Annotated in this window: 23 protein-coding genes; 3 read left to right on the forward strand and 20 right to left on the reverse strand. The window is 61.0% G+C overall.

Annotated features, from left to right (window positions below):
• Position 1: 1 nt before the first annotated feature.
• The 14 genes from LQ231_RS09125 to alr all read right to left on the reverse strand — a co-directional run bounded on the left by LQ231_RS09125 (position 2) and on the right by alr (position 11,717).
• Positions 2-490 carry a GFA family protein gene (locus LQ231_RS09125; RefSeq protein WP_230171114.1) on the reverse strand — a complete coding sequence of 163 codons (489 nt, stop codon included), beginning with the start codon at positions 488-490 and terminating at the stop codon, positions 2-4.
• Complete coding sequence (locus LQ231_RS09130; RefSeq protein ID WP_230171115.1) at positions 487-954, reverse strand: GFA family protein; 468 nt, start codon at positions 952-954, stop codon at positions 487-489. The genes LQ231_RS09125 and LQ231_RS09130 overlap by 4 nt, the downstream gene beginning before the upstream one ends.
• 10 nt (positions 955-964) lie before the next feature.
• Positions 965-1,090, reverse strand: coding sequence for a hypothetical protein (locus LQ231_RS27200; RefSeq protein WP_290371350.1), 126 nt, complete (start codon positions 1,088-1,090; stop codon positions 965-967).
• Entirely contained in the window at positions 1,087-1,563 is a 477-nt protein-coding gene (locus LQ231_RS09135; protein ID WP_230171116.1) for a GFA family protein, read from the reverse strand. The genes LQ231_RS27200 and LQ231_RS09135 overlap by 4 nt, the downstream gene beginning before the upstream one ends.
• A 313-nt stretch (positions 1,564-1,876) precedes the next feature.
• Positions 1,877-2,245, reverse strand: a complete 369-nt coding sequence (locus tag LQ231_RS09140; RefSeq protein ID WP_230171117.1) for an endonuclease domain-containing protein — start codon at positions 2,243-2,245, stop codon at positions 1,877-1,879.
• Between the two features lie 340 nt (positions 2,246-2,585).
• Positions 2,586-4,127 (reverse strand): cysteine--tRNA ligase, encoded by a 1,542-nt coding sequence (gene cysS, locus LQ231_RS09145; RefSeq protein ID WP_230171118.1) that lies wholly within the window; start codon positions 4,125-4,127, stop codon positions 2,586-2,588.
• 308 nt (positions 4,128-4,435) lie between these two features.
• Complete coding sequence (locus LQ231_RS09150; protein ID WP_230171119.1) at positions 4,436-5,323, reverse strand: DMT family transporter; 888 nt, start codon at positions 5,321-5,323, stop codon at positions 4,436-4,438.
• A 73-nt stretch (positions 5,324-5,396) separates the two neighbouring features.
• A complete protein-coding gene (locus tag LQ231_RS09155) occupies positions 5,397-6,137 on the reverse strand; it encodes an SDR family NAD(P)-dependent oxidoreductase (protein ID WP_230171120.1) in 741 nt (246 codons plus the stop codon).
• A 37-nt stretch (positions 6,138-6,174) separates the two neighbouring features.
• On the reverse strand, positions 6,175-7,668 hold the full coding sequence (purF, locus tag LQ231_RS09160) for an amidophosphoribosyltransferase (protein WP_230171121.1): 1,494 nt from the start codon (positions 7,666-7,668) through the stop codon (positions 6,175-6,177).
• Positions 7,669-7,794: 126 nt separating this feature from the next.
• On the reverse strand, positions 7,795-8,418 hold the full coding sequence (locus tag LQ231_RS09165; RefSeq protein WP_230171122.1) for a CvpA family protein: 624 nt from the start codon (positions 8,416-8,418) through the stop codon (positions 7,795-7,797).
• Between the two features lie 88 nt (positions 8,419-8,506).
• Complete coding sequence (gene radA / locus LQ231_RS09170) at positions 8,507-9,910, reverse strand: DNA repair protein RadA (protein WP_230171123.1); 1,404 nt, start codon at positions 9,908-9,910, stop codon at positions 8,507-8,509.
• 4 nt (positions 9,911-9,914) lie between these two features.
• Positions 9,915-10,241: a type II toxin-antitoxin system RelE/ParE family toxin gene (locus tag LQ231_RS09175; protein WP_230171124.1), complete on the reverse strand. Its 327-nt coding sequence runs from the start codon at positions 10,239-10,241 to the stop codon at positions 9,915-9,917.
• Positions 10,231-10,476, reverse strand: a complete 246-nt coding sequence (locus LQ231_RS09180) for a type II toxin-antitoxin system ParD family antitoxin (RefSeq protein WP_230171125.1) — start codon at positions 10,474-10,476, stop codon at positions 10,231-10,233. The genes LQ231_RS09175 and LQ231_RS09180 overlap by 11 nt, the downstream gene beginning before the upstream one ends.
• A 74-nt stretch (positions 10,477-10,550) precedes the next feature.
• Positions 10,551-11,717 (reverse strand): alanine racemase, encoded by a 1,167-nt coding sequence (alr, locus tag LQ231_RS09185; RefSeq protein WP_230171126.1) that lies wholly within the window; start codon positions 11,715-11,717, stop codon positions 10,551-10,553.
• 89 nt (positions 11,718-11,806) lie between these two features.
• Between alr and LQ231_RS09190 the strand changes: the two genes are divergently transcribed.
• From LQ231_RS09190 to LQ231_RS09200, 3 genes are all read left to right on the forward strand, one after another.
• Positions 11,807-12,664 carry an AraC family transcriptional regulator gene (locus LQ231_RS09190; RefSeq protein ID WP_230171127.1) on the forward strand — a complete coding sequence of 286 codons (858 nt, stop codon included), beginning with the start codon at positions 11,807-11,809 and terminating at the stop codon, positions 12,662-12,664.
• A 63-nt stretch (positions 12,665-12,727) separates the two neighbouring features.
• Complete coding sequence (locus tag LQ231_RS09195) at positions 12,728-13,429, forward strand: AzlC family ABC transporter permease (RefSeq protein WP_230171128.1); 702 nt, start codon at positions 12,728-12,730, stop codon at positions 13,427-13,429.
• Complete coding sequence (locus LQ231_RS09200) at positions 13,426-13,728, forward strand: AzlD domain-containing protein (protein ID WP_230171129.1); 303 nt, start codon at positions 13,426-13,428, stop codon at positions 13,726-13,728. The genes LQ231_RS09195 and LQ231_RS09200 overlap by 4 nt, the downstream gene beginning before the upstream one ends.
• Positions 13,729-13,763: 35 nt before the next feature.
• On the opposite strand, the gene LQ231_RS09205 is transcribed toward LQ231_RS09200, so the two are convergent.
• The 6 genes from LQ231_RS09205 to LQ231_RS09230 all read right to left on the reverse strand — a co-directional run bounded on the left by LQ231_RS09205 (position 13,764) and on the right by LQ231_RS09230 (position 19,557).
• Positions 13,764-15,260, reverse strand: coding sequence for a replicative DNA helicase (locus tag LQ231_RS09205; RefSeq protein ID WP_113140883.1), 1,497 nt, complete (start codon positions 15,258-15,260; stop codon positions 13,764-13,766).
• A gap of 433 nt (positions 15,261-15,693) precedes the next feature.
• Positions 15,694-16,269, reverse strand: coding sequence for a 50S ribosomal protein L9 (rplI, locus tag LQ231_RS09210; protein WP_113140884.1), 576 nt, complete (start codon positions 16,267-16,269; stop codon positions 15,694-15,696).
• Positions 16,270-16,292: 23 nt separating this feature from the next.
• Entirely contained in the window at positions 16,293-17,267 is a 975-nt protein-coding gene (locus LQ231_RS09215; protein ID WP_230171130.1) for a DUF2232 domain-containing protein, read from the reverse strand.
• A 195-nt stretch (positions 17,268-17,462) separates the two neighbouring features.
• Positions 17,463-17,711: a 30S ribosomal protein S18 gene (gene rpsR / locus LQ231_RS09220; protein WP_003502063.1), complete on the reverse strand. Its 249-nt coding sequence runs from the start codon at positions 17,709-17,711 to the stop codon at positions 17,463-17,465.
• Between the two features lie 23 nt (positions 17,712-17,734).
• Positions 17,735-18,196, reverse strand: coding sequence for a 30S ribosomal protein S6 (gene rpsF, locus LQ231_RS09225; protein ID WP_007609011.1), 462 nt, complete (start codon positions 18,194-18,196; stop codon positions 17,735-17,737).
• A gap of 320 nt (positions 18,197-18,516) precedes the next feature.
• Positions 18,517-19,557: an aldo/keto reductase gene (locus tag LQ231_RS09230; protein WP_230171131.1), complete on the reverse strand. Its 1,041-nt coding sequence runs from the start codon at positions 19,555-19,557 to the stop codon at positions 18,517-18,519.
• Positions 19,558-19,628: the final 71 nt, after the last annotated feature.

Raw genomic sequence — 19,628 nt, forward strand, 5'->3', positions numbered from 1 at the left:
GTCAGTCCTTTTTCGGCGGCCAGACCACCGTGTCATGATCGGGATGCTGGTGGTTGCTCGCGCTGATCACGGCGTTGCCATCCGCCAGATCGGAGCGGTCCGTCGGGTTTTCCGGCAGGCTGAAAAGTTTGTCGAAATAGGACAGGCGCGATTCCACACCGTCCTGCGAGACGGGCACGGCCGCTTCCGGTCTGTCGAGGCTCCCGATCGTCACGCTGATATAGGGCGAGCCGACGGTGCGAAAGAGCAGCGGCGTGCCGCAGTTCTCACAAAAGCCGCGGCCGCAAGGGTCGGACGAGCGGAACCAGCGCGGTTCGCCGCGCATCATCAGAAGGTTCTCGGCCCGCGTCCCGGCCAGCGCCATGAAGAAATTGCCGCCCGCCTTCTGGCACATGCGGCAGTGACAGATATGTGGGTAACCGAGTTCACCGGCCACCTTGTAACGGATCGCGCCACACTGGCAGCCACCGGAATGCACTTGGCGTGTCATGCCTGATCCTCCGGCGGCCAGACGGCTGTGTCATGGTCGGGATGCTGGAAGCTTTCGATCGAGGCGAAATGCGCCTCCATCTCCGGGCTGGTATAGGCTGGCTTTTCGAACACGTGATCAATCCACGGCAGGCGGTGATGGTGATTGACCTGGACCTGCGGTTCGAATTTTGCCGGGTTGTCGAAGGCGCCGATGGCAATCTCGATACCCTCGCCATGATGATAGGTCAGCGGCGTGCCGCATTTGCTGCAGAAACCGCGCTTCACCTTGGCCGAGGAGCGAAACAGCATCGGCTGGCCCCGTGTCCACGTCAGATGCGCATGATCGGCGGTGACAAGGGCACCAAAGAAACTGCCAAACGCCTTCTGGCACATGCGGCAATGGCAGATCGACGGCCGGCCGAGTTTCTCGGCCTGAAACCGCACTGCGCCACATTGGCAACCGCCGGAAAAGATCTCGCTCATGCCGCTCTCCTCACTGGAACATCACGTAAATTACCACGCCGGCGATGACGGCCGCCACGATCACGCCCTTGGCGATCAGTCCGCAGAGCAGCCATTTCGGCATTTGCATATTCGGGTTTGGGTTGTTTTTTGTCACGCCTTGTCCTCCGGCCAGCGCTCGGTGTCGCGATCGGGATGCTGATAGGACACGACCTCCAGCACGAAGGGCGCCTGTTCGGCATCCTCCTCGGTCGTGTGCCCGGGCAGCAGATGCAATTGGTCGACAAAGCCGATCTTGCCCTCGACGCCGAACTGCACCACGGGCGGCAAAAGCGACGGATCGTCGAATGCGCCGGCGGCAATGGCGATCCCGTCCGGCGCCTCATAGGTCAGCGGCGTACCGCAATCGCCGCAAAAGCCGCGCAGGGCGAAATTCGACGAGCGAAACGTTTTCCGTTCGCCGCGCGTCCATTCGAGCTGCGCCCCGCGGGTCGAAACCAGCGGCGCGTAATAGGCGCCAAAGGCCTTCTGGCACATCCGGCAATGACAGATCGAACTGTCCGTCAGCACACCGGTCACGCGAAACCGCACCGCGCCGCACTGGCATCCGCCGGAATGCGTGAAGGTCATTGGGCAGGCCCCGCTGTCTGGATGGTTTCAGCTAGTCTCGCTTTGCAGGTCGCGTTACCCCCCTCTGCCCTGCCGGGCATCTCCCCCACACGGGGGGAGATCGGCCACGCGGCCGCCGCCAGATTTTTGTCAGTAACACAGCTGTGACGTTTGCTCGGCCGGGCTGCTAAATTATCTGGCCTCTTTGAAAGGCAGTGCCGCGCAGCAACCCGATCTCCCCCCGTGTGGGGGAGATGCCCGGCAGGGCAGAGGGGGGTGCCCCATGCCGTGAGGCTGAAATTGAACTCCGACATTAATAAGCCCATACTTGCCATCATCGCCGTCCCTCGCCAGCAACGGTCACGATATGCAGGCAGACACCTTCGATGTCGCGCAATACGTCGTCATTCCAGAAGCGCAGAACCGTCCAGCCATCGGCTTCGAGACGGGCCGTCCTCATCCGGTCATAGTGTGCGGCATTTTCGTCGGCATGCTGGGACCCGTCGAGTTCCACGATAATCCGATGGTCGGGGCAGGCGAAATCAACGATATAGCCGGCGATGGGCATCTGGCGGCGAAAGCTGAGCCCCATCAACCTATGGGCTCTGATGGCATTCCACAGCCGCGACTCGGCATCGGTCATTGCTTTGCGCATGCGCCGCGCATTGGCGCGTCGCGCGGGAGGTATCGGCATGTGCGGCATGCAAGCCTCCGTGGAAGAGGATGACCTCAACGGAGATTGTGCTTTCTTGTCGTGCAACTCAAGAGGGAGGTTGAGCGTGCGGAGATTACCCCCCTCTGCCCTGCCGGGCATCTCCCCCACACGGGGGGAGATCAGCCAGGCGGCCGCCGCCGGATTATCTTCTGTAGCGTAGACGTGATGCCAGTGTTCTGACGGGGAAATCTCACTCGGCTTTGAACGTTCGCCTACCAATCGATAAAGCTTCTTGGAAAGGCAGTGCCGCGCAACAACCCGATCTCCCCCCGTGTGGGGGAGATGCCCGGCAGGGCAGAGGGGGGTATGCCACGGTAACAACGTCATCCTACCGCTTGACCTCCCAGGTCGTCACCCGCTCTCCGGTCTCCTTGTCCTTGCCGTCCTTGAGCTGGATGCCCCGGGTGGCAAGATCGTCGCGGATCTTGTCGGCCTCAGTGAAGTTCTTCGTTTTCAGCATTTCAAGGCGCATTGCGACGAGGGCATCGACCGCCGCCGAGAGATCGTCGCTGAGAACGTCGGCATCCACGGAGATTCCCAAAAGCCTCAGGCATTGGCGAAATTGTGCGAGGCGTTTGTCGTGTCCCAAAGATTTTTGAGCGTCGCGATCCGCTAGTTCAGAGACCTGTTGGTGGAGAGATGCGATTGCTAGCGGGGTATTGAGATCGTCCAGCAGTGCCGTTTCCACATCATGATGCAAAGCCTGTGGATCGTAGTCTGGGACGAAGCCCACTTCTTCCGCCGCGAATGCCCACTTTCTAAATTTGGCTAGCGCAGCTCTGGCTTCCAGCAATTTCTCTACCGTAAAATCAATTGGTTGGCGGTAGTGCGTCATCAGCATGGCCAATCGCAGCACCTCGCCCGGCCATTTTCGGCCGCCGAAGGTGTCCGTCTCGAGCAACTCATTGATCGTGACGAAATTGCCGTCCGACTTCGACATCTTGCGGCCTTCGACCTGGACGAAGCCGTTGTGCATCCAGACATTGGCCATGACGTCGGTGTCATAGGCGCAGCAGGACTGGGCGATCTCGTTTTCATGATGCGGGAAAATCAGGTCGAGCCCACCGCCATGGATGTCGAACTGGTGCGGCCGCGCCTTGCCCTTGGGCGAAAGCCGGTCCTTGATCTCTTCCCAGAGGTAGCGGTTAGCCATGGCCGAGCATTCGATATGCCAGCCCGGACGGCCATGGATGGCGACGGTCTCGCCTTCAAAGGTGAAACTGCCCGGCCAGCCCGGCTCGGTATCGGTCGACTGTTTCCACAGCACGAAATCGCCGGGGTTGGTCTTGTGCGCTTCGACCGCGACGCGCGCGCCGGCCTGCTGGTCTTCGAGCTTGCGCTTCGACAACTGGCCGTAATCGGCCATCGAGGCGGTGGCAAACAGAACCTCGCGTCCTTCCGAACCTGTCGCCACATAGGCATGGCCCTGGTCGAGCAGTCGCTGGATGATCTCGACCATCTGGCTGATATTGTCGGTCGCGCGTGGCTCCACCGTCGGCTTGAGGCAGCCGAGCGCTGCAACATCGGCATGGAACTGGCTTTCCGTCTTGCCGGTGACGGCGCGGATCGCGGCATTCAGCGACATGCTGCAATCGGCAATCTGTTGCCCGAAATCGCGCAGCGCCCGCGCGTTGATCTTGTCGTCGACATCGGTGATGTTGCGCGCATAGGTGACATGCGTGTCGCCATAGAGATGGCGCAGCAGTCGGTAGAGCACGTCGAAGACGATGACCGGCCGCGCATTGCCGATATGGGCAAAGTCATAGACCGTCGGACCGCAGACATACATGCGCACATTGTCGGGGTCGATCGGCTCGAAATCGACCTTCTCGCGCGCGAGTGTGTTGTAAAGCTTGAGGCCCGTCGGCATTCCTGTCTCCCATAACAAAACCATCCGGCTGGACCGGGTCGTTTGTCATCTTGGGCTTTTCAGGAGACGAAAACGGCCGGGCCAGCGAGTGCGCTAGCGAATAATGATCCAGCAGATGCAGATGGTCGTTTTCATGGCCGGTGTTATGGCGCGGGGCCGCGATTAGGTCAAGGGGCATGCATACCTTGAGGAGGCGCGCAGAAGCCGTCTTTTGTTGCGAATTTTACCGATGCCTTGGTTGTTTTGCCTAGTTCGGACGGCGTCTGTAGATGGCCGACCACTCGGGCAAGATCGCGATCATGCGCCGGTCAGCCACGCACCTTGGCAACACGCCTGAGCGGAAAAAGCCCGAGAACCAGCGCGCAACCCGCGATGATCACCGCACCACCGATCAATTGAAGGACGCTCAGCGGCTCGTCCAGCACCAGCGCGCCGACCAGGACGGCAACGACGGTCACGGCAAATTCGACGCTGATCGCCGGTGTCGGGCCGATGCTTTTGACGAGGTCGAAATAGAGCACATAGGTCAAGGCGCTCATCAGGCCGGCGAGCGCCACAAGATAGAGATAGTCGATCGGGGCGGGAACACCCGGCACAGGCACGAAGGCGAGCAGCGGCAGCGTGAGCATGCCGCCGGCGACGAACGAGCCGATGGTCACCTCCCATGCCCCGGTGCCTTTCAGATGCAGGCTGGCATAATTGCTGCCGAAGGCGGCGGAGAAGGTCGACAGCAGCATCGCGCCACAGCCGAGGATAAAGGTCCAGTCCACTGGCGTTGCCGGAAACCCGACCAGCATGACGATGCCGATCGTGCCGAGCACCAGCCCGGCGATGCGCGCCGGCGTGATCCGCTCAAGCCCCCAGATCTGGGCAATGATCATCGAAAACAGGGGAATTGCCGCGACGAAGATCGCAGCCATCGCCGTGCCGATCCGCGGTGTTGCATAGGACAGCCCGATCAGTTGTCCGGCAACCGTGGTGGCGCCAACGACTGCAAGCGGCAGCCAGCCGGCGTGAAATACCAGTCTGCGCCGCGTCAGCCGCGCCACGGCCAGCAGCAATCCGCCGGCAATTAGCGAGCGAAATGTCACCGCGCCGATCCAGCCAAAGGCGGCTACCACATGTAAAAGCAGAACGAAGGAAAGGCCCCAGGCGAATGCCAGGAAGGTGTAGGAGGCAATGTCTCTGGGGCGCATGGGATCTTCCATCACGGATGCGGAAACGGCGGCGATGACGGGTGGTCATCGCCTGCCAGCACGAACCCGGTGTTTACTCCGGCATCCGATAGTCGACGATCTTGCCTTCGCGGAGGATATAGAGCTTGCCGGTTTCCGTCTGCTCCGCGCCAACCAGCGGCAAAAGCTTGGCGGCGACTTCCGAAGGATGGGGCAGGGTGGCCGGATCTTCGCCGGGCATGGCCTGAGCGCGCATGGCGGTGCGGGTGGCGCCAGGATCGACAGAAAGAATGCGCAGCGGCAGGCGCTGTGTCTCGCCAGCCCATGTGCGGGCCAGGGCCTCGACGGCGGCCTTGGAGGCGGAATAGGCGCTCCAGAACGGCCGGCATTTGCGGGCAGCACCCGAAGACAGGATCAGAACACGCCCCTGATCGGACTTGATCAGCAGCGGCTCCAGCGAACGGATCAGCCGCCAGGTCGCCGTCACGTTGATCGTCATGACCTTGTCGAAGACCTTGGCTTCGATATGTCCGATCGGCGAAATGACGCCGAGCACGCCGGCATTGAGCACGGCGATGTCGAGCTTGCCCCAACGATCGAAGATATGGCCGCCGAGCTGGTCGATGGCCGCCATGTCGGACAGGTCGAAGGGCACCAGCGTTGCCGAGCCGCCGACCGCCTTGATCGCGTCATCCAGCTCTTCCAGCCCGCCGACAGTGCGAGCGCAGGCGATGACATGGGCGCCGGCCTTGGCAAGCTCGATCGCGGTGAAATAGCCGATGCCGCGCGAGGCGCCGGTGACGAGCGCAATCCGGCCCGTAAGGTCGATGGTCATGGTCAGTCCTGTTGTCTGCGGCCTGTTGTCTGTGGTCTCAGCCGTTGGCGGCGAGCATGGATTCCTTGCGGCCAACCATTTTCTCGCCTTCCTTGTCCAGAAGGCGGGTCGGATAGTCGCCGGTGAAATAGTGATCGGTGAATTTTGGATTGGCCGGATCGCGCGCCTCGCCGCCGACAGCCTTGTACAGGCCGTCGATCGACAGGAAGGCCAGCGAATCCGCACCGATATACTTCGCCATCGCCGCCTCGTCGGCATACTGGTTGGCCAAAAGCTTGTCGCGGTCGGGCGTGTCGATGCCGTAGAAGTCCGGATGGAAGATCATCGGGCTGGCGACGCGAACATGCACTTCCTTGGCGCCGGCATCGCGGATCATCTGCACGATCTTCAGTGACGTGGTGCCGCGCACGATGGAATCGTCGACGAGAATGACACGCTTTCCTTCGATCATCGCCCGGTTGGCCGAATGCTTCAATTTCACGCCGAAGGCGCGGATCTGCTGGGTCGGCTCAATGAAGGTACGGCCGACATAGTGGTTGCGGATGATGCCGTATTCGAACGGAATGCCGCTCTGCTGGGCATAACCCAGGGCCGCCGGCGTGCCGCCGTCTGGGACCGGCACCACGACATCGCCCTCGAGAGGCGCTTCAATCGCGAGATTCATGCCGGCATTCTTGCGGGTCGTGTAGACGTTGCGTCCGCCGACAACCGAATCGGGGCGGGCGAAGTAGACGTATTCGAACAGGCAGAGACGTTCCGGCTGCGGTCTGGCCGGCATGCGCGATTCGATGGCGATCGAGCCATCCGGTTGGATCTCGCAGATCACCACTTCGCCATTCCTGACGTCGCGGATGAATTTCGCGCCGATAATGTCGAGCGCACAGGTCTCGGACGCAAAGATCGGCTTGCCGTCAAGCTCGCCCATGACCAGCGGCCGGATGCCGATCGGGTCGCGCGCGGCGATCAGCTTGGTGCGGGTCAGCGCGATCATCGCATAGCCGCCTTCCATCTGGCGGATGGCATCGATGAAACGATCGGCGGTCGAGGCATGGCGCGAACGGGCGATGAGATGCAGCACGACTTCGGTATCGGAGGTCGACTGACAGATGGCGCCGGTGGCGATGATCTGGCGGCGCAGCGTCAGGCCGTTGGTGAAATTGCCGTTGTGGGCAATGGCGATGCCGCCTTCTTCGAGTTCGGCAAACAGCGGCTGGACATTGCGCATGGCAACTCCACCGGTCGTCGAATAGCGCGTATGGCCGATGGACATCGAGCCCGGCAGCTTGGCGATGGTCACAGGGTTGGTGTAGTGATCGCCGACGAGGCCCATGTGCTTTTCGGTATAGAATTGTCGGCCGTCGAACGAGACGATACCGGCTGCTTCCTGGCCGCGATGCTGGAGTGCATGCAGGCCGAGCGCTGTCAGCGTCGACGCATCGGTATGTCCCAGGATACCGAAGACCCCACATTCTTCATGAAACTTGTCGTCCTCGGCACCGTATACGACGTCGGTAGGGATGAAGTGGTTCATGGCAAGTCGCCTTTGTTCGCGGGGACAGATATAGCAAGCAACGCCTGTAACAGATAAGCCGCCGGTCTGTCCCGATCCGGCGGCGTCTGGGTGGTATATAGGACGCGACCGGTCGTCGCGCAAATTTCAATTCTCGGCCGGTGCCTCGCCCGCGGGTGTGGTATCGGCAGGAGCATTTTCTGCTGGAGCCTGCTCGGCCGGTGCCGTTTGCCCGTCCGTTGCCGGCGCCGTCTCTTCGCGGCCCAGGATGCGGGCGCGGATCTGTGGTTCGATATCAGTCGGCAGCACGGCCTCCAGCTTCAGAACCAGAGCATCGAGGAAGGGCTTCGACTTGGAATTGTTGACCCAGTCGGGGCGCTGCTTGACGTCGATCAGCCAGTTCCAGAAGGCCACGGCGACGACGAGAAGCAGAATGCCGCGTGCGGCGCCAAACAGGAAGCCGAGAGTCCGGTCCAGTGCGCCAATGCGGCTGTCGATGATGAAGTCGGCAATGCGCGAGGTGATGAACGAGATGACAATCAGCGCAATCAGGAAGATGATGCCGGCCGAACCCGCGATCGCAATCCGATCATCGCTGGTATAGTTTTTCACATACGGGACCAGCAGCGGATAGAGATAGTAGGCGGCGGCAACCGAACCGGCCCAGCTTGCGATGGAAAGCACTTCGCGCGAAAAGCCGCGCACCATCGCCAGCACCGCTGAAAACAGCACGACGCCGATGACGATACCGTCAAAAATCGTAATGGGCATAAATACCAACTCCAAGACTGCCGGCCTAGACCGGCATGATTGTCACCGCGACACCGCCTGAGCGCGTAATATCACGCGTCGGAACGGATCAACCATCCTCCTGATCGTTGGGCGCTTTCAACCGGGAACCGGCGATCTGCGCCACAAGATCGGGAAGGCTGTCCACTTCCCTCCATTTGCCCGTCGAACCTTTTGGCAGTTCGGCCGAGGCAGCCGGCAATACCGCAGCGGAGAAACCAAGCTTTTCCGCCTCTTTCAACCGTTGGCCCGTATGCGAAACCGGTCGCACCGCGCCTGACAGGCTGACCTCGCCGAAATAGACGCAATCGGCCGGAAGGGCAAGACCGGCAAGCGAGGAAACCAACGCCGATGCAATGGCCATGTCGGCAGCCGGTTCGGAGATCCGGTAGCCGCCGGCGACATTCAGATAGACATCGTGCTGTCCGAGCCTGACACCGCAATGCGCCTCCAGCACAGCAAGGATCATCGCAAGACGGCTGGAATCCCAGCCGACCACGGCACGGCGCGGCGTGCCGAGCGACGTCGCCGCCACCAGCGCCTGCACCTCGACCAGGATCGGACGCGTGCCCTCCATGCCGGCAAAGACCGCAGCACCGGGAGCCTTTGCATTACGTTCGCCGAGGAACAGTTCGGAGGGATTGGCGACTTCGCGCAAGCCCTTGTCGGACATTTCGAAAACGCCGATTTCGTCGGTCGGCCCGAACCGGTTCTTCACGGTGCGCAGGATACGGTAATGATGGCCGCGATCGCCTTCGAAATAAAGCACGGCGTCGACCATGTGTTCGACGACACGGGGCCCCGCGATCTGGCCTTCCTTGGTCACATGGCCGACAAGCACCATGGTGGCACCCGTCTGCTTGGCAAAGCGGATCATCGCCTGAACGCCGGTGCGGACCTGGGTGACGGTGCCCGGCGCGCTGTCGGCCGTGTCGCTCCACAGGGTCTGGATCGAATCGATGATCACCAGATCGGGTCGCTTGCCTTCCGAGATCGTCGCCAGGATATCTTCGACATTGGTTTCGGCAGCCAGGAGAACATCGGTGTCGGCAGCCCCCAGGCGCTGGGCACGAAGGCGTACCTGCGCCACGGCTTCTTCGCCCGAAACATAGATGACCCGGTGGCCCTTGCGTGAAAGAGCGGCGGCCGCCTGCATCAGAAGCGTCGACTTGCCGATGCCCGGATCGCCGCCGATCAGGACAGCCGAGCCACGGACAAAGCCACCGCCGGTCGCCCGGTCGAGTTCCGCCATGCCGGTCGGAATTCGGGGCGCTTCCTCGATCTCGCCGGACAAGGCCGTTAGCGTCACCGCGCGGCCCTTTTTCGGCGTCTTGCCCGGTCCGCCGCCGATCCCGCCCATCGGATCTTCCTCGACGATGGTGTTCCACTCGCCGCAGCCTTCGCATTTTCCTGCCCAGCGGCTGTGAACGGTGCCGCAGTTCTGGCAGATGAATTGGGTTTTTACTTTTGCCATGAAGTCAGTTTTCGTCAGTCTTTTCGTTGTCTATGAAGTCGATTGACGCCTGATCCTGGCGGCCGTGTACGACCCGAAGAATGGAAATCGCGGTGTCGGTGACGCGGATGTAGAAACGGCGCTCCCGAAACACAAAAACGCGAATGTCGGATTGGGTATCGTCTTGGATTCCAGTGAGGCCGAGCGATGCCAACTTGCTGATCTGATTATGCAGGCTGATCGCGAATTGCTCGGCTGCTGGCGGATTGTACTTGGCTATATAGCGATAGATCTCCCGAAGATCCTTTCTGGCCTTTGAGGACCATCGGACCTTGCGCTTGTCAGTCGTCATCTGTGGTTGGGCGAATATCGGCGAGAAACTGTTCGGCTGTCTCGTAGATGTGGAAGCGACCGGCTTCGATATCGTCGATTCCTTCCTGAATGAGCAGGCGCAGTGTCTCTGAGTCCTGTTCGCGAAGTTTGCCGAGGCCAGCGCTAATCATTTCCTCCGCGCTACCATAGACGCCGGACTTCACCTGTTCATCAACGAAGGTCTCGTCATTCTTGTTCAATCGAATAGGGGGCACGATTCTTCTCCGTGGCGCCTGAAAAGCATTCCGAGCAACGGAACAATAGCAGAACAAAACCTGCGGGGCTACAGCTAAATCTCGGTCGGGATATAGTGCCGCTCGTAGCGCAAACCGAGCCCTGTCAACATTTCATAGCCGATCGTGCCGGCGGCTCGCGCCACGTCGTCGAGCCGGATGTTGGAGCCGAACAGCTCGATATAGTCGCCGGCTGCAATGGCAGCACTCGGCACGTCGGTAATATCGAAGATGGTCATGTCCATGGTAACACGCCCGACGACCGGAACCTTGTGTCCCGCGATGAAGCCGTAGGCACCGGCGATGCCGGTGTTGCGCAGGGCAACGCCATGGCCGGAGAGGTTGCGCAGATAACCATCGGCATAGCCGACAGAGGCAATGGCGAGACGGCTGTCGCGCGACAGGGTGCAGGTGCCGCCATAGCTGACGGTCTCGCCAGCCTTGGCATCGCGCACCTGCAGGATGCGCGCTTCTGCCTTGACGACCGGCTGCATCGGGTTGGTTACGCCGTTGACCGCCTCGCCGCCGTAAAGTGCTATGCCGGGACGGGTCAGGTCGAAATGGTAGTCGGCGCCGAGAAAGGTTCCGGCAGAAGCTGCAAGGCTTGAATCAATGCCTTCGAAAGCCTCGCTAACCTGCCGGAAAGCCTCAAGCTGTTGGCGGTTCATCGCCGATGCCGGATCGTCGCTGCAGGCAAGGTGGCTCATCACGAGAACCGGCGAAAAGCTCGCCGGCCGCGAGACATCGTCTGCGAGGATCAGCGCATCGGCCAGGGGCAGGCCAAGCCGGTTGAAGCCGGTATCGACATGCAGCGCGCAAGGATGGTCGCCGTGTTCGGACACCGCCGCCATCCAGAAAGCAAGCTGTTCTTCAGAGGCGATCACCGGGACGAGGTCGTTGTCGAAAAAGAAGTGTTCGACACCGGGCCAGATGCCGGACAGCACAAAGATCCGTGCCTCGGGCGCATAGATGCGCAGGGTTTCACCCTCGGAGGGAACGGCGACGAAGAAGTCGCGGGCGCCGGCCATATATAGCGTTTCGCCGACATCCTCGATACCCAGTCCATAGGCATCGGCCTTCAGCACGGCTCCGGTTCGCGCCTTGCCCGAACGTCTGGCCATCTCCCGCCAGTTCTCGGCAATCGCCTGCAGGTCAACGGTCAGCCGCAGCGGCGCGCTGAGGAAGGCGTCGGAGACGTCGGTGAGGTCGGAAAATTGGGGCATCGAGGACCGGAAAATGCTGTAAGGATCTTGGCTCGGACCCTAGCACTTTTCTTCAAGACTGGAATGCCGGCTGGAGATAGAATTCCGCAATGCACAACGTTTCACAGAGACAGGCCACCGACGCCATGCCGACCGTTCAGACCGAACGCACGCGGTTCTGGCGCGACCAGCGGTTCCGCAACATGGAATGCATGGCGGCCACCTTCATCACGCATGAGTTCTCGCCGCATTCGCACGACACATTTTCCATTGGCGCGATCGAGGCCGGATGCCAGGTTGCGATGATCCGAGGCGAGCGAGCGCATACCGGGCCAGGAGCGCTCTACCTGATCAATCCGGGCGAAACGCATGATGGCCAGCCCGGCGCCGATGAAGGTTATCGGTACCGCATGGTGTATCCGGACGTTGCCTTGTTTACCGAGATCCTGGAGGAGGCGACCGAACGCGCCTTTCACGGAACGCCCAGCTTTTCCAGGCAGTTGCTGGTCGATCCGCACCTGGCCGAGGCATTCAGTCGCGCGCACAGCAGACTGGAGGATGGATCAAGCGAACTGGAGAGCGAAGAGAGCATGTACACGGTGTTGTCGGCGATGTTCTCCCGCCATGGCAGCGCGTTCATCGTTCCGCAGAACTTCTCCGAGCCTGTCGGCGTGCGCCGTGCCCGCGACTATATTCTCGCACATTTCGATCAGGAGATCGGGTTGGAGGGGCTGGCGCGCGAGGCGGGGCTAAGTCGTGCCCATCTGATCCGGGCCTTCCGCCGGCACTATTTCATCACGCCGCATGCCTATCAGACCGATCTGCGCATCCGTCATGCCCGCCATCTGCTGCGCAGCGGAGAGAGCCCCGCCGACACCGCCTTGGCCTGCGGTTTTGCCGATCAGGCGCATTTCACCCGCCATTTCAAGGCACGCACAGGCCTGACGCCAGGCAAGTATCGGCGATAGTCACTTTCGTTCAAGACCGCCATGCGCCGGATCTTTAGGACCGCGGGCATCAGGAGGTCTCCAATGCACGACATATCGTTCCGGCGCGAATTCCTCAGTGGACTGCGCGCCATAGCGCCACTGCTGTTTGCCGCGGTACCCATCGGTTTCGTTTTCGGAACCGTGGCGGTGGGGCAGGGGCTTTCGCCTCTGGAAGTTGGGCTTATGAGTGCGCTGGTATTTGCCGGCGGCTCACAATTCGTCGCCATGGACCTGTGGACGCATCCGGCCTCCTGGGCAGCCCTTGGTTTTGCGGCCCTGCTGGTCAACCTGCGTCACATCCTCATGGGGGCATCGCTGGAGCGCAGCCTTGGTCGTTTTCACGCGTGGCAAAAACTGCCGTCGCTGCTTGTGATGGCCGACGAGATCTGGGCAGTGGCCGAGGCAAGGGCGCGGACCACGGTCCTGCGCCCGGCATTCTATGTAGGCCTTGCCTTGCCCTTCTACTGCGGCTGGGTCGTCTCCAGCCTGGCCGGTGCTCTGCTGGGTAAGGTGATCGGCTACACGGCCGTTTTCGGACTCGATTTCGCCTTTCCGGCAGTTTTCATCGTCTTGCTGATGGGCTTCTGGAAGGGTCGCGAAACGGGGCTCGTCTTGATCGCCAGCGCGGCCGCCTCGCTCGTTGTCTATCACCTCGTGCCCGGTGCCTGGTATATCGCAGCCGGCGCGCTAGCCGGTCTCGGCGCAGCCTTCGTGCCGCTCGCCCACAAGGAGCAGACGGCATGAGCCTTGATCTGACGACATTGGCCGCCATCGTCGCGATGATGGTCGCCACGGTGTTCACGCGACTGGCCGGCTCGCTGCTGGTCAGGCGGCTCGATCTTGGCGACAGGGCGCAAAAGGCGCTCGGCGTCGTGCCTCCGGCTGTCCTGATGGCTGTGGTGACGCCCACCGCGCTGGCAGCCGGATGGGCAGAAACCGTGGCCTGCGCGGTCACGGCCGTAGCTGCACTCCGCCTGCCGCTGTTGCCTGCGGCAACAGCGGGTGTCTTGACCGTCGCGCTCCTGCGCTGGCTCGGCGTATAGGCTTTATCGCTGCAAATGCATGCCGGTTGAAACCGTCACGCCTCTTCATACTGGGTGAAGCTCGGCTCGGCGAGATCTGCAAAGCGGGTGAACTCCGCCTGGAAGGCGAGCTTGACGGTGCCGGTCGGTCCGTGACGCTGCTTGGCGATGATGACGTCGGCCGTGCCCTTGACCTTGTCCATCAGCTGTTCCCATTCGGGGTATTTCGGATCGCCCATATCGCGCGGTTCGAGGTTCTTGACGTAGTATTCCTCGCGGAACACGAACAGCACGACGTCGGCGTCCTGCTCGATCGAGCCCGATTCACGAAGGTCGGAAAGCTGCGGACGCTTGTCTTCGCGGCTTTCGACCTGACGCGACAGCTGCGACAGCGCGATGATCGGAACATTGAGTTCCTTGCCGAGCGCCTTCAGGCCGGTGGTGATCTGGGTGATTTCCTGAACGCGGTTTTCCCCGGATTTGCCGGAGCCGGTCATCAGCTGGATATAGTCCACCACCAGGCAGTCGAGGCCGCGTTGGCGCTTGAGGCGGCGTGCGCGGGCTGACAGCTGGGCAATGGAAATACCACCGGTCTGGTCGATGAACAGCGGCACCTTCTGCATGGTCTGCGAGAAGCCCACCAGTTTTTCAAAGTCATGCTCGGTAATGTCGCCGCGGCGGATTTTCGACGAGGAGACTTCCGTCTGCTCGGACATGATACGGGTGGCGAGCTGTTCGGACGACATTTCGAGCGAGTAGAAGCCGACGACGCCGCCGTTCTTGGCCTTCATCGAACCGTCCGGCATGACTTCCGGATCGTAGGATGCGGCGATATTCCAGGCGATGTTGGTGGCAAGCGAGGTCTTGCCCATACCCGGACGCCCGGCGAGCACGATCAAGTCGGAGCGCTGCAGGCCGCCCATCTTGCTGTCGAGCGACATGATGCCCGTCGAGATGCCCGAAAGATTGCCGTCGCGCTCGAACGCTGCACCGGCCATGTCGACGGCCAAAGCGACAGCATCGTTGAACGACTGGAAGCCGCCGTCGTAGCGACCGTTTTCCGCCAGTTCGAATAGGCGCCGTTCGGTGTCTTCGATCTGCGACTGCGGCGGCATGTCGAGTGGCGCGTCATATGCGATATTGACGACGTCCTCGCCGATCGTGATCAACGCGCGGCGCAGCGCCAGGTCGTAGATCGCCCGGCCGTAGTCTTCCGCATTGATGATGGTGACGGCTTCAGAGGCGAGGCGCGCCAGATACTGGGCGACCGTCAGATCGCCGACGCGCTGGTCGGCTGGCAGGAAGGTCTTGATTGTGACGGGGTTTGCGGTCTTGCCCATGCGGATGATTTCCGAGGCAACCTCGAAGATCTTGCGGTGCAGCGGCTCATAGAGATGCGGCGGCTTGAGAAAGTCGGAGACGCGGTAATAGGCATCATTGTTGACCAGGATCGCGCCAAGCAAAGCCTGTTCGGCTTCGATATTGTTCGGAGCTTCCCTGTAGAGCGGTTCGCCCTGTGGTGCTGGAGCAATTTTTCGCAATGCATCGCTCATAGCGGTCTACCGTTTCTTCTTCATGTCGGACTATCGGATTGTGCAATGGGTTTGTCCGCAGCCGCCGCTCAAGTCAACAGCAATTCAACCTTTGGACGGTCCCGGGGATGGGGCCATTGAGCTTTTCGAACTCATCCCAAGTTTCCACAGGCTCTGCTCTTTTCTCAATGTTTTTCTTGACTCGCTTTGGCGAGAATCGCAGCGCGGCCCTGGGATCTCGCGGCGCATGACAGCTGGCTCCGCACGCTCAACTGTGTTGATTTTGGCCAGCTCCATCAAGGGCAGCATTTTGTTGTTGCTTGCGGCGGGCGTCCTTCTGAATGAACGTGCCGCACACCTCAACGCGTGGCGACCCATATTCGGGATGGTTCAACGAAAAATGCCCGGTTCGAGATCTCGAACCGGGCATTTTCATGTGGATAAACCGTGAGGCTTATTCGTCGTCGCCGTCGCGGTCTGCGTCCGGATCGAAGAAGTCTTCCGGACGAAGCGCATCTTCGTCGATGCCGTAGATGGCGTCGGCCGAAGTCAGGCTTTCGCCCTTCTGCTGGCGCTCGGCTTCTTCAGCCGTACGGGCAACATTCAGCTCGATAGCCTTTTCGACTTCTGCATGGAGGTGCAGAACAACGCTGTGCAGGCCGATCGACTTGATCGGTGTGTTCAGCTCGACCTGGTTGCGGCCGATGTTGAAGCCTTCGGCAGCCAGGATCTCGACAACGTCGCGAGCAGCAACAGAACCGTAGAGCTGGCCGGTTTCGCCAGCCGAACGGACGACGATGAAGGACTTGCCTTCGAGGGCGTCGGCAACGGTCTGGGCTTCCGACTTGCGCTCGAGGTTACGGGCTTCGAGCGTTGCGCGCTCGGCTTCGAAACGGGTCTTGTTGGCAGCGTTTGCGCGCAGTGCCTTGCCGAGCGGCAGCAGGTAGTTACGGGCAAAGCCGTCCTTTACCTTTACGGTTTCGCCCATCTGGCCGAGCTTGGCGATGCGTTCAAGAAGAATGACGTTCATGATCTTTTCCTTTCAGAGTTGGGTTACGGTTGGTCGTCGTGAGGCGTGTCGGCCTTTTGGGCCGGCGTCAGGGCAACGGCACGGCGTGTATCCGCCAGGCCGATGATCAGGGGAATGAGAAGCGGTAGCAGCATGATCGCCGAGAGATAGGCGAGGATCAGCACCGGCAGGCGCCAGTCCTTGCCTTGCGAGCGCAGATGCAGCGAGGCAAAGCCCGAAATCAGGAAACCCGCGCCGAATGTGCCACAGACCGTGGCACCGATCATCGCGGGCACACCGCCGGCAAAGCAGGCGAGAATGCCGGCGAGGAAGATGAAGACCGCATTGCGGTTCATGCGCAGGGCCGACGGAATATTCTCGCGCGGACGCTGGGCGCGACCCGACGCCGAAACGACCCGCATGGCGATGTAGTACATGGTGAACAGCAGGATCACCCATGTGCCACCCTGAATGATCGGCAAAAGCAGCAACATAGTGCGCTTCAGCTGTTCCAGTGCGGCCGGGTCAGGCAACATCGCCGGATCCTGCGTGCTCATCGCGGTCGTCAGGGCATCGACGAGTTGTCCCGTCAGTTCCGGGCCGAAACCGATGATGATGCCGAGCAGGATGACCGCTGCAGCCACGAAGGCGCAGAGTTGCAGCAGGATGTCCGAGAGCGGATACCATGCCATCAGATTGTCAGGCCCGCCGATTTCAGCGGCTGGTCGCGCCAGGCTTGCCAGATGCGCGAGCCAACCGGCAGGCGCCAGCGTAAACAGCGCCATGCCGATGGCAAACATCGGCGACACGCTGACGGCGCCAAGGGCGGCAGCCGTGACGATCGCGGCGATCGAGGCAAGATTGCCCCAGCCGAGGCCGACGATCAGCACGGGCAGGGCGGATGCTGCATAGAGAATGGATGCAAGAGACGGCTGTGCGGTCGCGCCCAGCACCAGAAGTGCGGCGGTAATACCGGCGAGTACGCCGGTCATCAGCAATTTTCCGTCCAGTTTTTGCAATGTCGCTGTCCTGCTGGTTCAAGCAGTTAGGGGAAAAATCGGACTCAGATCCTGAAGCCGGTCCCCAGCATGGGATTTCACCTGAAGTCGCTCATGCAGCGCATGAAGCAGTGTCCCCAGGCATTGGTTCCGATCCGCGCCCAACGCGGAAGGGATGAAGCCCGCCGATCGGTGACCGGCAGGCTTCTGATCAGATTATGCTACGACGTAAGGCAGCAGGCCGAGGAAACGGGCGCGCTTGATGGCCTGGGCCAGTTCGCGCTGCTTCTTCTGGGAAACTGCGGTGATACGCGAAGGAACGATCTTGCCGCGCTCGGAAATGTAGCGCTGCAGGAGACGGACGTCCTTGTAGTCGATCTTCGGTGCATTGGCGCCCGAGAAGGGGCAGGTCTTGCGACGACGATGGAAGGGACGACGTGCCTGAGAAGAGGATGCATCAGCCATTGTGTTTTCTCCTTTTGCTCAGATTACGCGCGGTCTTCGCGCGGACGACGCTCGAAGCCACCTTCGCGCGGTGCACGGTCCGGACGCGGACCACGATCGCCGAAGCCACCTTCGCGGCGCGGGCCACGATCGTCGCCATCACGACGCGGACGGTCGTCACGGTCGCGCTTCTGCATCATTGCAGACGGGCCTTCTTCGTGGGCTTCCACAGCGATGGTCATGTAACGAAGAACGTCTTCGTTGATGCGCATCTGGCGCTCCATCTCGTGGATCGCAGCACCCGGTGCTTCGATGTCCATGAGAGCGTAGTGAGCCTTGCGGTTCTTCTTGATGCGGTAGGTCAGGGACTTGAGGCCCCAGTTTTCTACACGCCCGACCTTGCCGCCGTTTGCTTCGATAACACCCTTGTAGAGTTCTACGAGGGCATCAACCTGCTGTGCGGACATATCCTGTCGGGCAAGGAGTACATGTTCGTAAAGAGCCATGATAGCTTTGCCTTTCTTGCGTTTGTCGTCACCCGGATCCGGCGCTAAGCCTCAACGACTGCTCCTGAATGGCATAAGGCCAAGGCAAGAAAAGCTGTTGTATCGAGACGGTCGAGAGCGGAGACACGGGAGGCCGGAAAACCCTTCGGTTCCTGCGGCTCCCTTGCGAAAGCCGGCCCTCCGTTCAGCCACCAGCCATGAGACCGGGTGTTGTGAACAGCGCGGCTTATACGCGCATTTGCTGGAAAGGCAAGGGCGGCGCCCAATTTTCATGGCGCCGCCCCTGGGGAAGTGTTGTCGGAGTTCGGTAGCGCCCGAAGTCAGATCGTTGCCGGATAGAGGCGGTGAATCTTGGCGATCTCCTTGAGGATCTCGTCGGAGAGTTTCAGGTCAGCAGCACCGATATCGATCTTCAACTGTGCCATCGAGGTCGCACCGATAATGACAGAGGCCATGAATTTGCGCGTCAGGCAAAACGCAAGAGCCATGGCCGACGGATCGATCCCATGTGTCTTCGCGAGTTCTACATAGGTGCGGGTTGCAGGTTCCTGATAGGAGACGAGACGTCCGCCGATATCGCCAATGGTGCCGCGCGAGCCGGTAGGCTTGTCACCGCCGAGATATTTGCCCGACAGGATCCCGCCGGCAAGCGGCGAATAGGCAAGCAGGCCGACATCCTCGTGATGCGACAGTTCCGCCATGTCGAGATCGAAGTGCCGGTAGAGCAGGTTATATTCGTTCTGCATCGTGGCGACGCGCGGCAGCCCTTTCTGTTCGGCAAGGGAAAGAAACTTCTGCGTGCCCCATGTCGTCTCGTTCGACAGGCCGATCGCCCGGATCTTGCCGGCCTTGACGCAGGCGCCAAGCGCCTCGAGCTTCTCGCTGATCTCGTCCTCGGTGCGCGTCTTATCCTGGGCAAAGGGATCGTAGTTCCAAGCGCCGCGGAAATGGAAATGGCCGCGGTTCGGCCAGTGGATCTGGTAAAGGTCGATGTAGTCCGTCTTTAGCCGCGAGAGGCTGGCGTCGACGGCATCCAGAAGCGATTGCGCCGTGATCGGCGCGCCGCCACGGATGTATTCTCGTCCGGCACCCGCAACCTTGGTTGCCAGGACGACGTCCTTTCGCTTGCCGGTCTTTTCGAACCAGTTGCCGATCATGCGCTCGGTGTCGGCATAGGTCGCGGGCGACAATGGTGTCGTCGGATAGAGTTCCGCCGTGTCGAAGAAATTGACGCCATGCGCAAGCGCATAGTCCATCTGCTCGAAGGCTTCATCCTGGGTGTTCTGCGAGCCCCAGGTCATGGTGCCGAGGCAGATTTCGGAAACATGGATATCGGTGCGGCCGAGCCGGTTCATTTTCATCAGATATGCCTCGAATATGGAAAGTCGCCCGAAAAGGGCCTTGGAAGGTTGCCACACAATTTAGTGGGAAA

This window comes from Rhizobium sp. CECT 9324 (genome assembly GCF_918741265.1).
Taxonomy (GTDB): Bacteria; Pseudomonadota; Alphaproteobacteria; order Rhizobiales; family Rhizobiaceae; genus Allorhizobium.

Coding starts and splice junctions, on each gene's coding strand:
- LQ231_RS09125 (WP_230171114.1), bottom strand. CDS start 490: ATGACACGCCAAGTGCATTCCGGTGGCTGCCAGTGTGGCGCGATCCGT.
- LQ231_RS09130 (WP_230171115.1), bottom strand. CDS start 954: ATGAGCGAGATCTTTTCCGGCGGTTGCCAATGTGGCGCAGTGCGGTTT.
- LQ231_RS09135 (WP_230171116.1), bottom strand. CDS start 1,563: ATGACCTTCACGCATTCCGGCGGATGCCAGTGCGGCGCGGTGCGGTTT.
- LQ231_RS09140 (WP_230171117.1), bottom strand. CDS start 2,245: ATGCCGCACATGCCGATACCTCCCGCGCGACGCGCCAATGCGCGGCGC.
- cysS (WP_230171118.1), bottom strand. CDS start 4,127: ATGCCGACGGGCCTCAAGCTTTACAACACACTCGCGCGCGAGAAGGTC.
- LQ231_RS09150 (WP_230171119.1), bottom strand. CDS start 5,323: ATGCGCCCCAGAGACATTGCCTCCTACACCTTCCTGGCATTCGCCTGG.
- LQ231_RS09155 (WP_230171120.1), bottom strand. CDS start 6,137: ATGACCATCGACCTTACGGGCCGGATTGCGCTCGTCACCGGCGCCTCG.
- purF (WP_230171121.1), bottom strand. CDS start 7,668: ATGAACCACTTCATCCCTACCGACGTCGTATACGGTGCCGAGGACGAC.
- LQ231_RS09165 (WP_230171122.1), bottom strand. CDS start 8,418: ATGCCCATTACGATTTTTGACGGTATCGTCATCGGCGTCGTGCTGTTT.
- radA (WP_230171123.1), bottom strand. CDS start 9,910: ATGGCAAAAGTAAAAACCCAATTCATCTGCCAGAACTGCGGCACCGTT.
- LQ231_RS09175 (WP_230171124.1), bottom strand. CDS start 10,241: ATGACGACTGACAAGCGCAAGGTCCGATGGTCCTCAAAGGCCAGAAAG.
- alr (WP_230171126.1), bottom strand. CDS start 11,717: ATGCCCCAATTTTCCGACCTCACCGACGTCTCCGACGCCTTCCTCAGC.
- LQ231_RS09190 (WP_230171127.1), top strand. CDS start 11,807: ATGCACAACGTTTCACAGAGACAGGCCACCGACGCCATGCCGACCGTT.
- LQ231_RS09195 (WP_230171128.1), top strand. CDS start 12,728: ATGCACGACATATCGTTCCGGCGCGAATTCCTCAGTGGACTGCGCGCC.
- LQ231_RS09200 (WP_230171129.1), top strand. CDS start 13,426: ATGAGCCTTGATCTGACGACATTGGCCGCCATCGTCGCGATGATGGTC.
- LQ231_RS09205 (WP_113140883.1), bottom strand. CDS start 15,260: ATGAGCGATGCATTGCGAAAAATTGCTCCAGCACCACAGGGCGAACCG.
- rplI (WP_113140884.1), bottom strand. CDS start 16,269: ATGAACGTCATTCTTCTTGAACGCATCGCCAAGCTCGGCCAGATGGGC.
- rpsR (WP_003502063.1), bottom strand. CDS start 17,711: ATGGCTGATGCATCCTCTTCTCAGGCACGTCGTCCCTTCCATCGTCGT.
- rpsF (WP_007609011.1), bottom strand. CDS start 18,196: ATGGCTCTTTACGAACATGTACTCCTTGCCCGACAGGATATGTCCGCA.
- LQ231_RS09230 (WP_230171131.1), bottom strand. CDS start 19,557: ATGAAAATGAACCGGCTCGGCCGCACCGATATCCATGTTTCCGAAATC.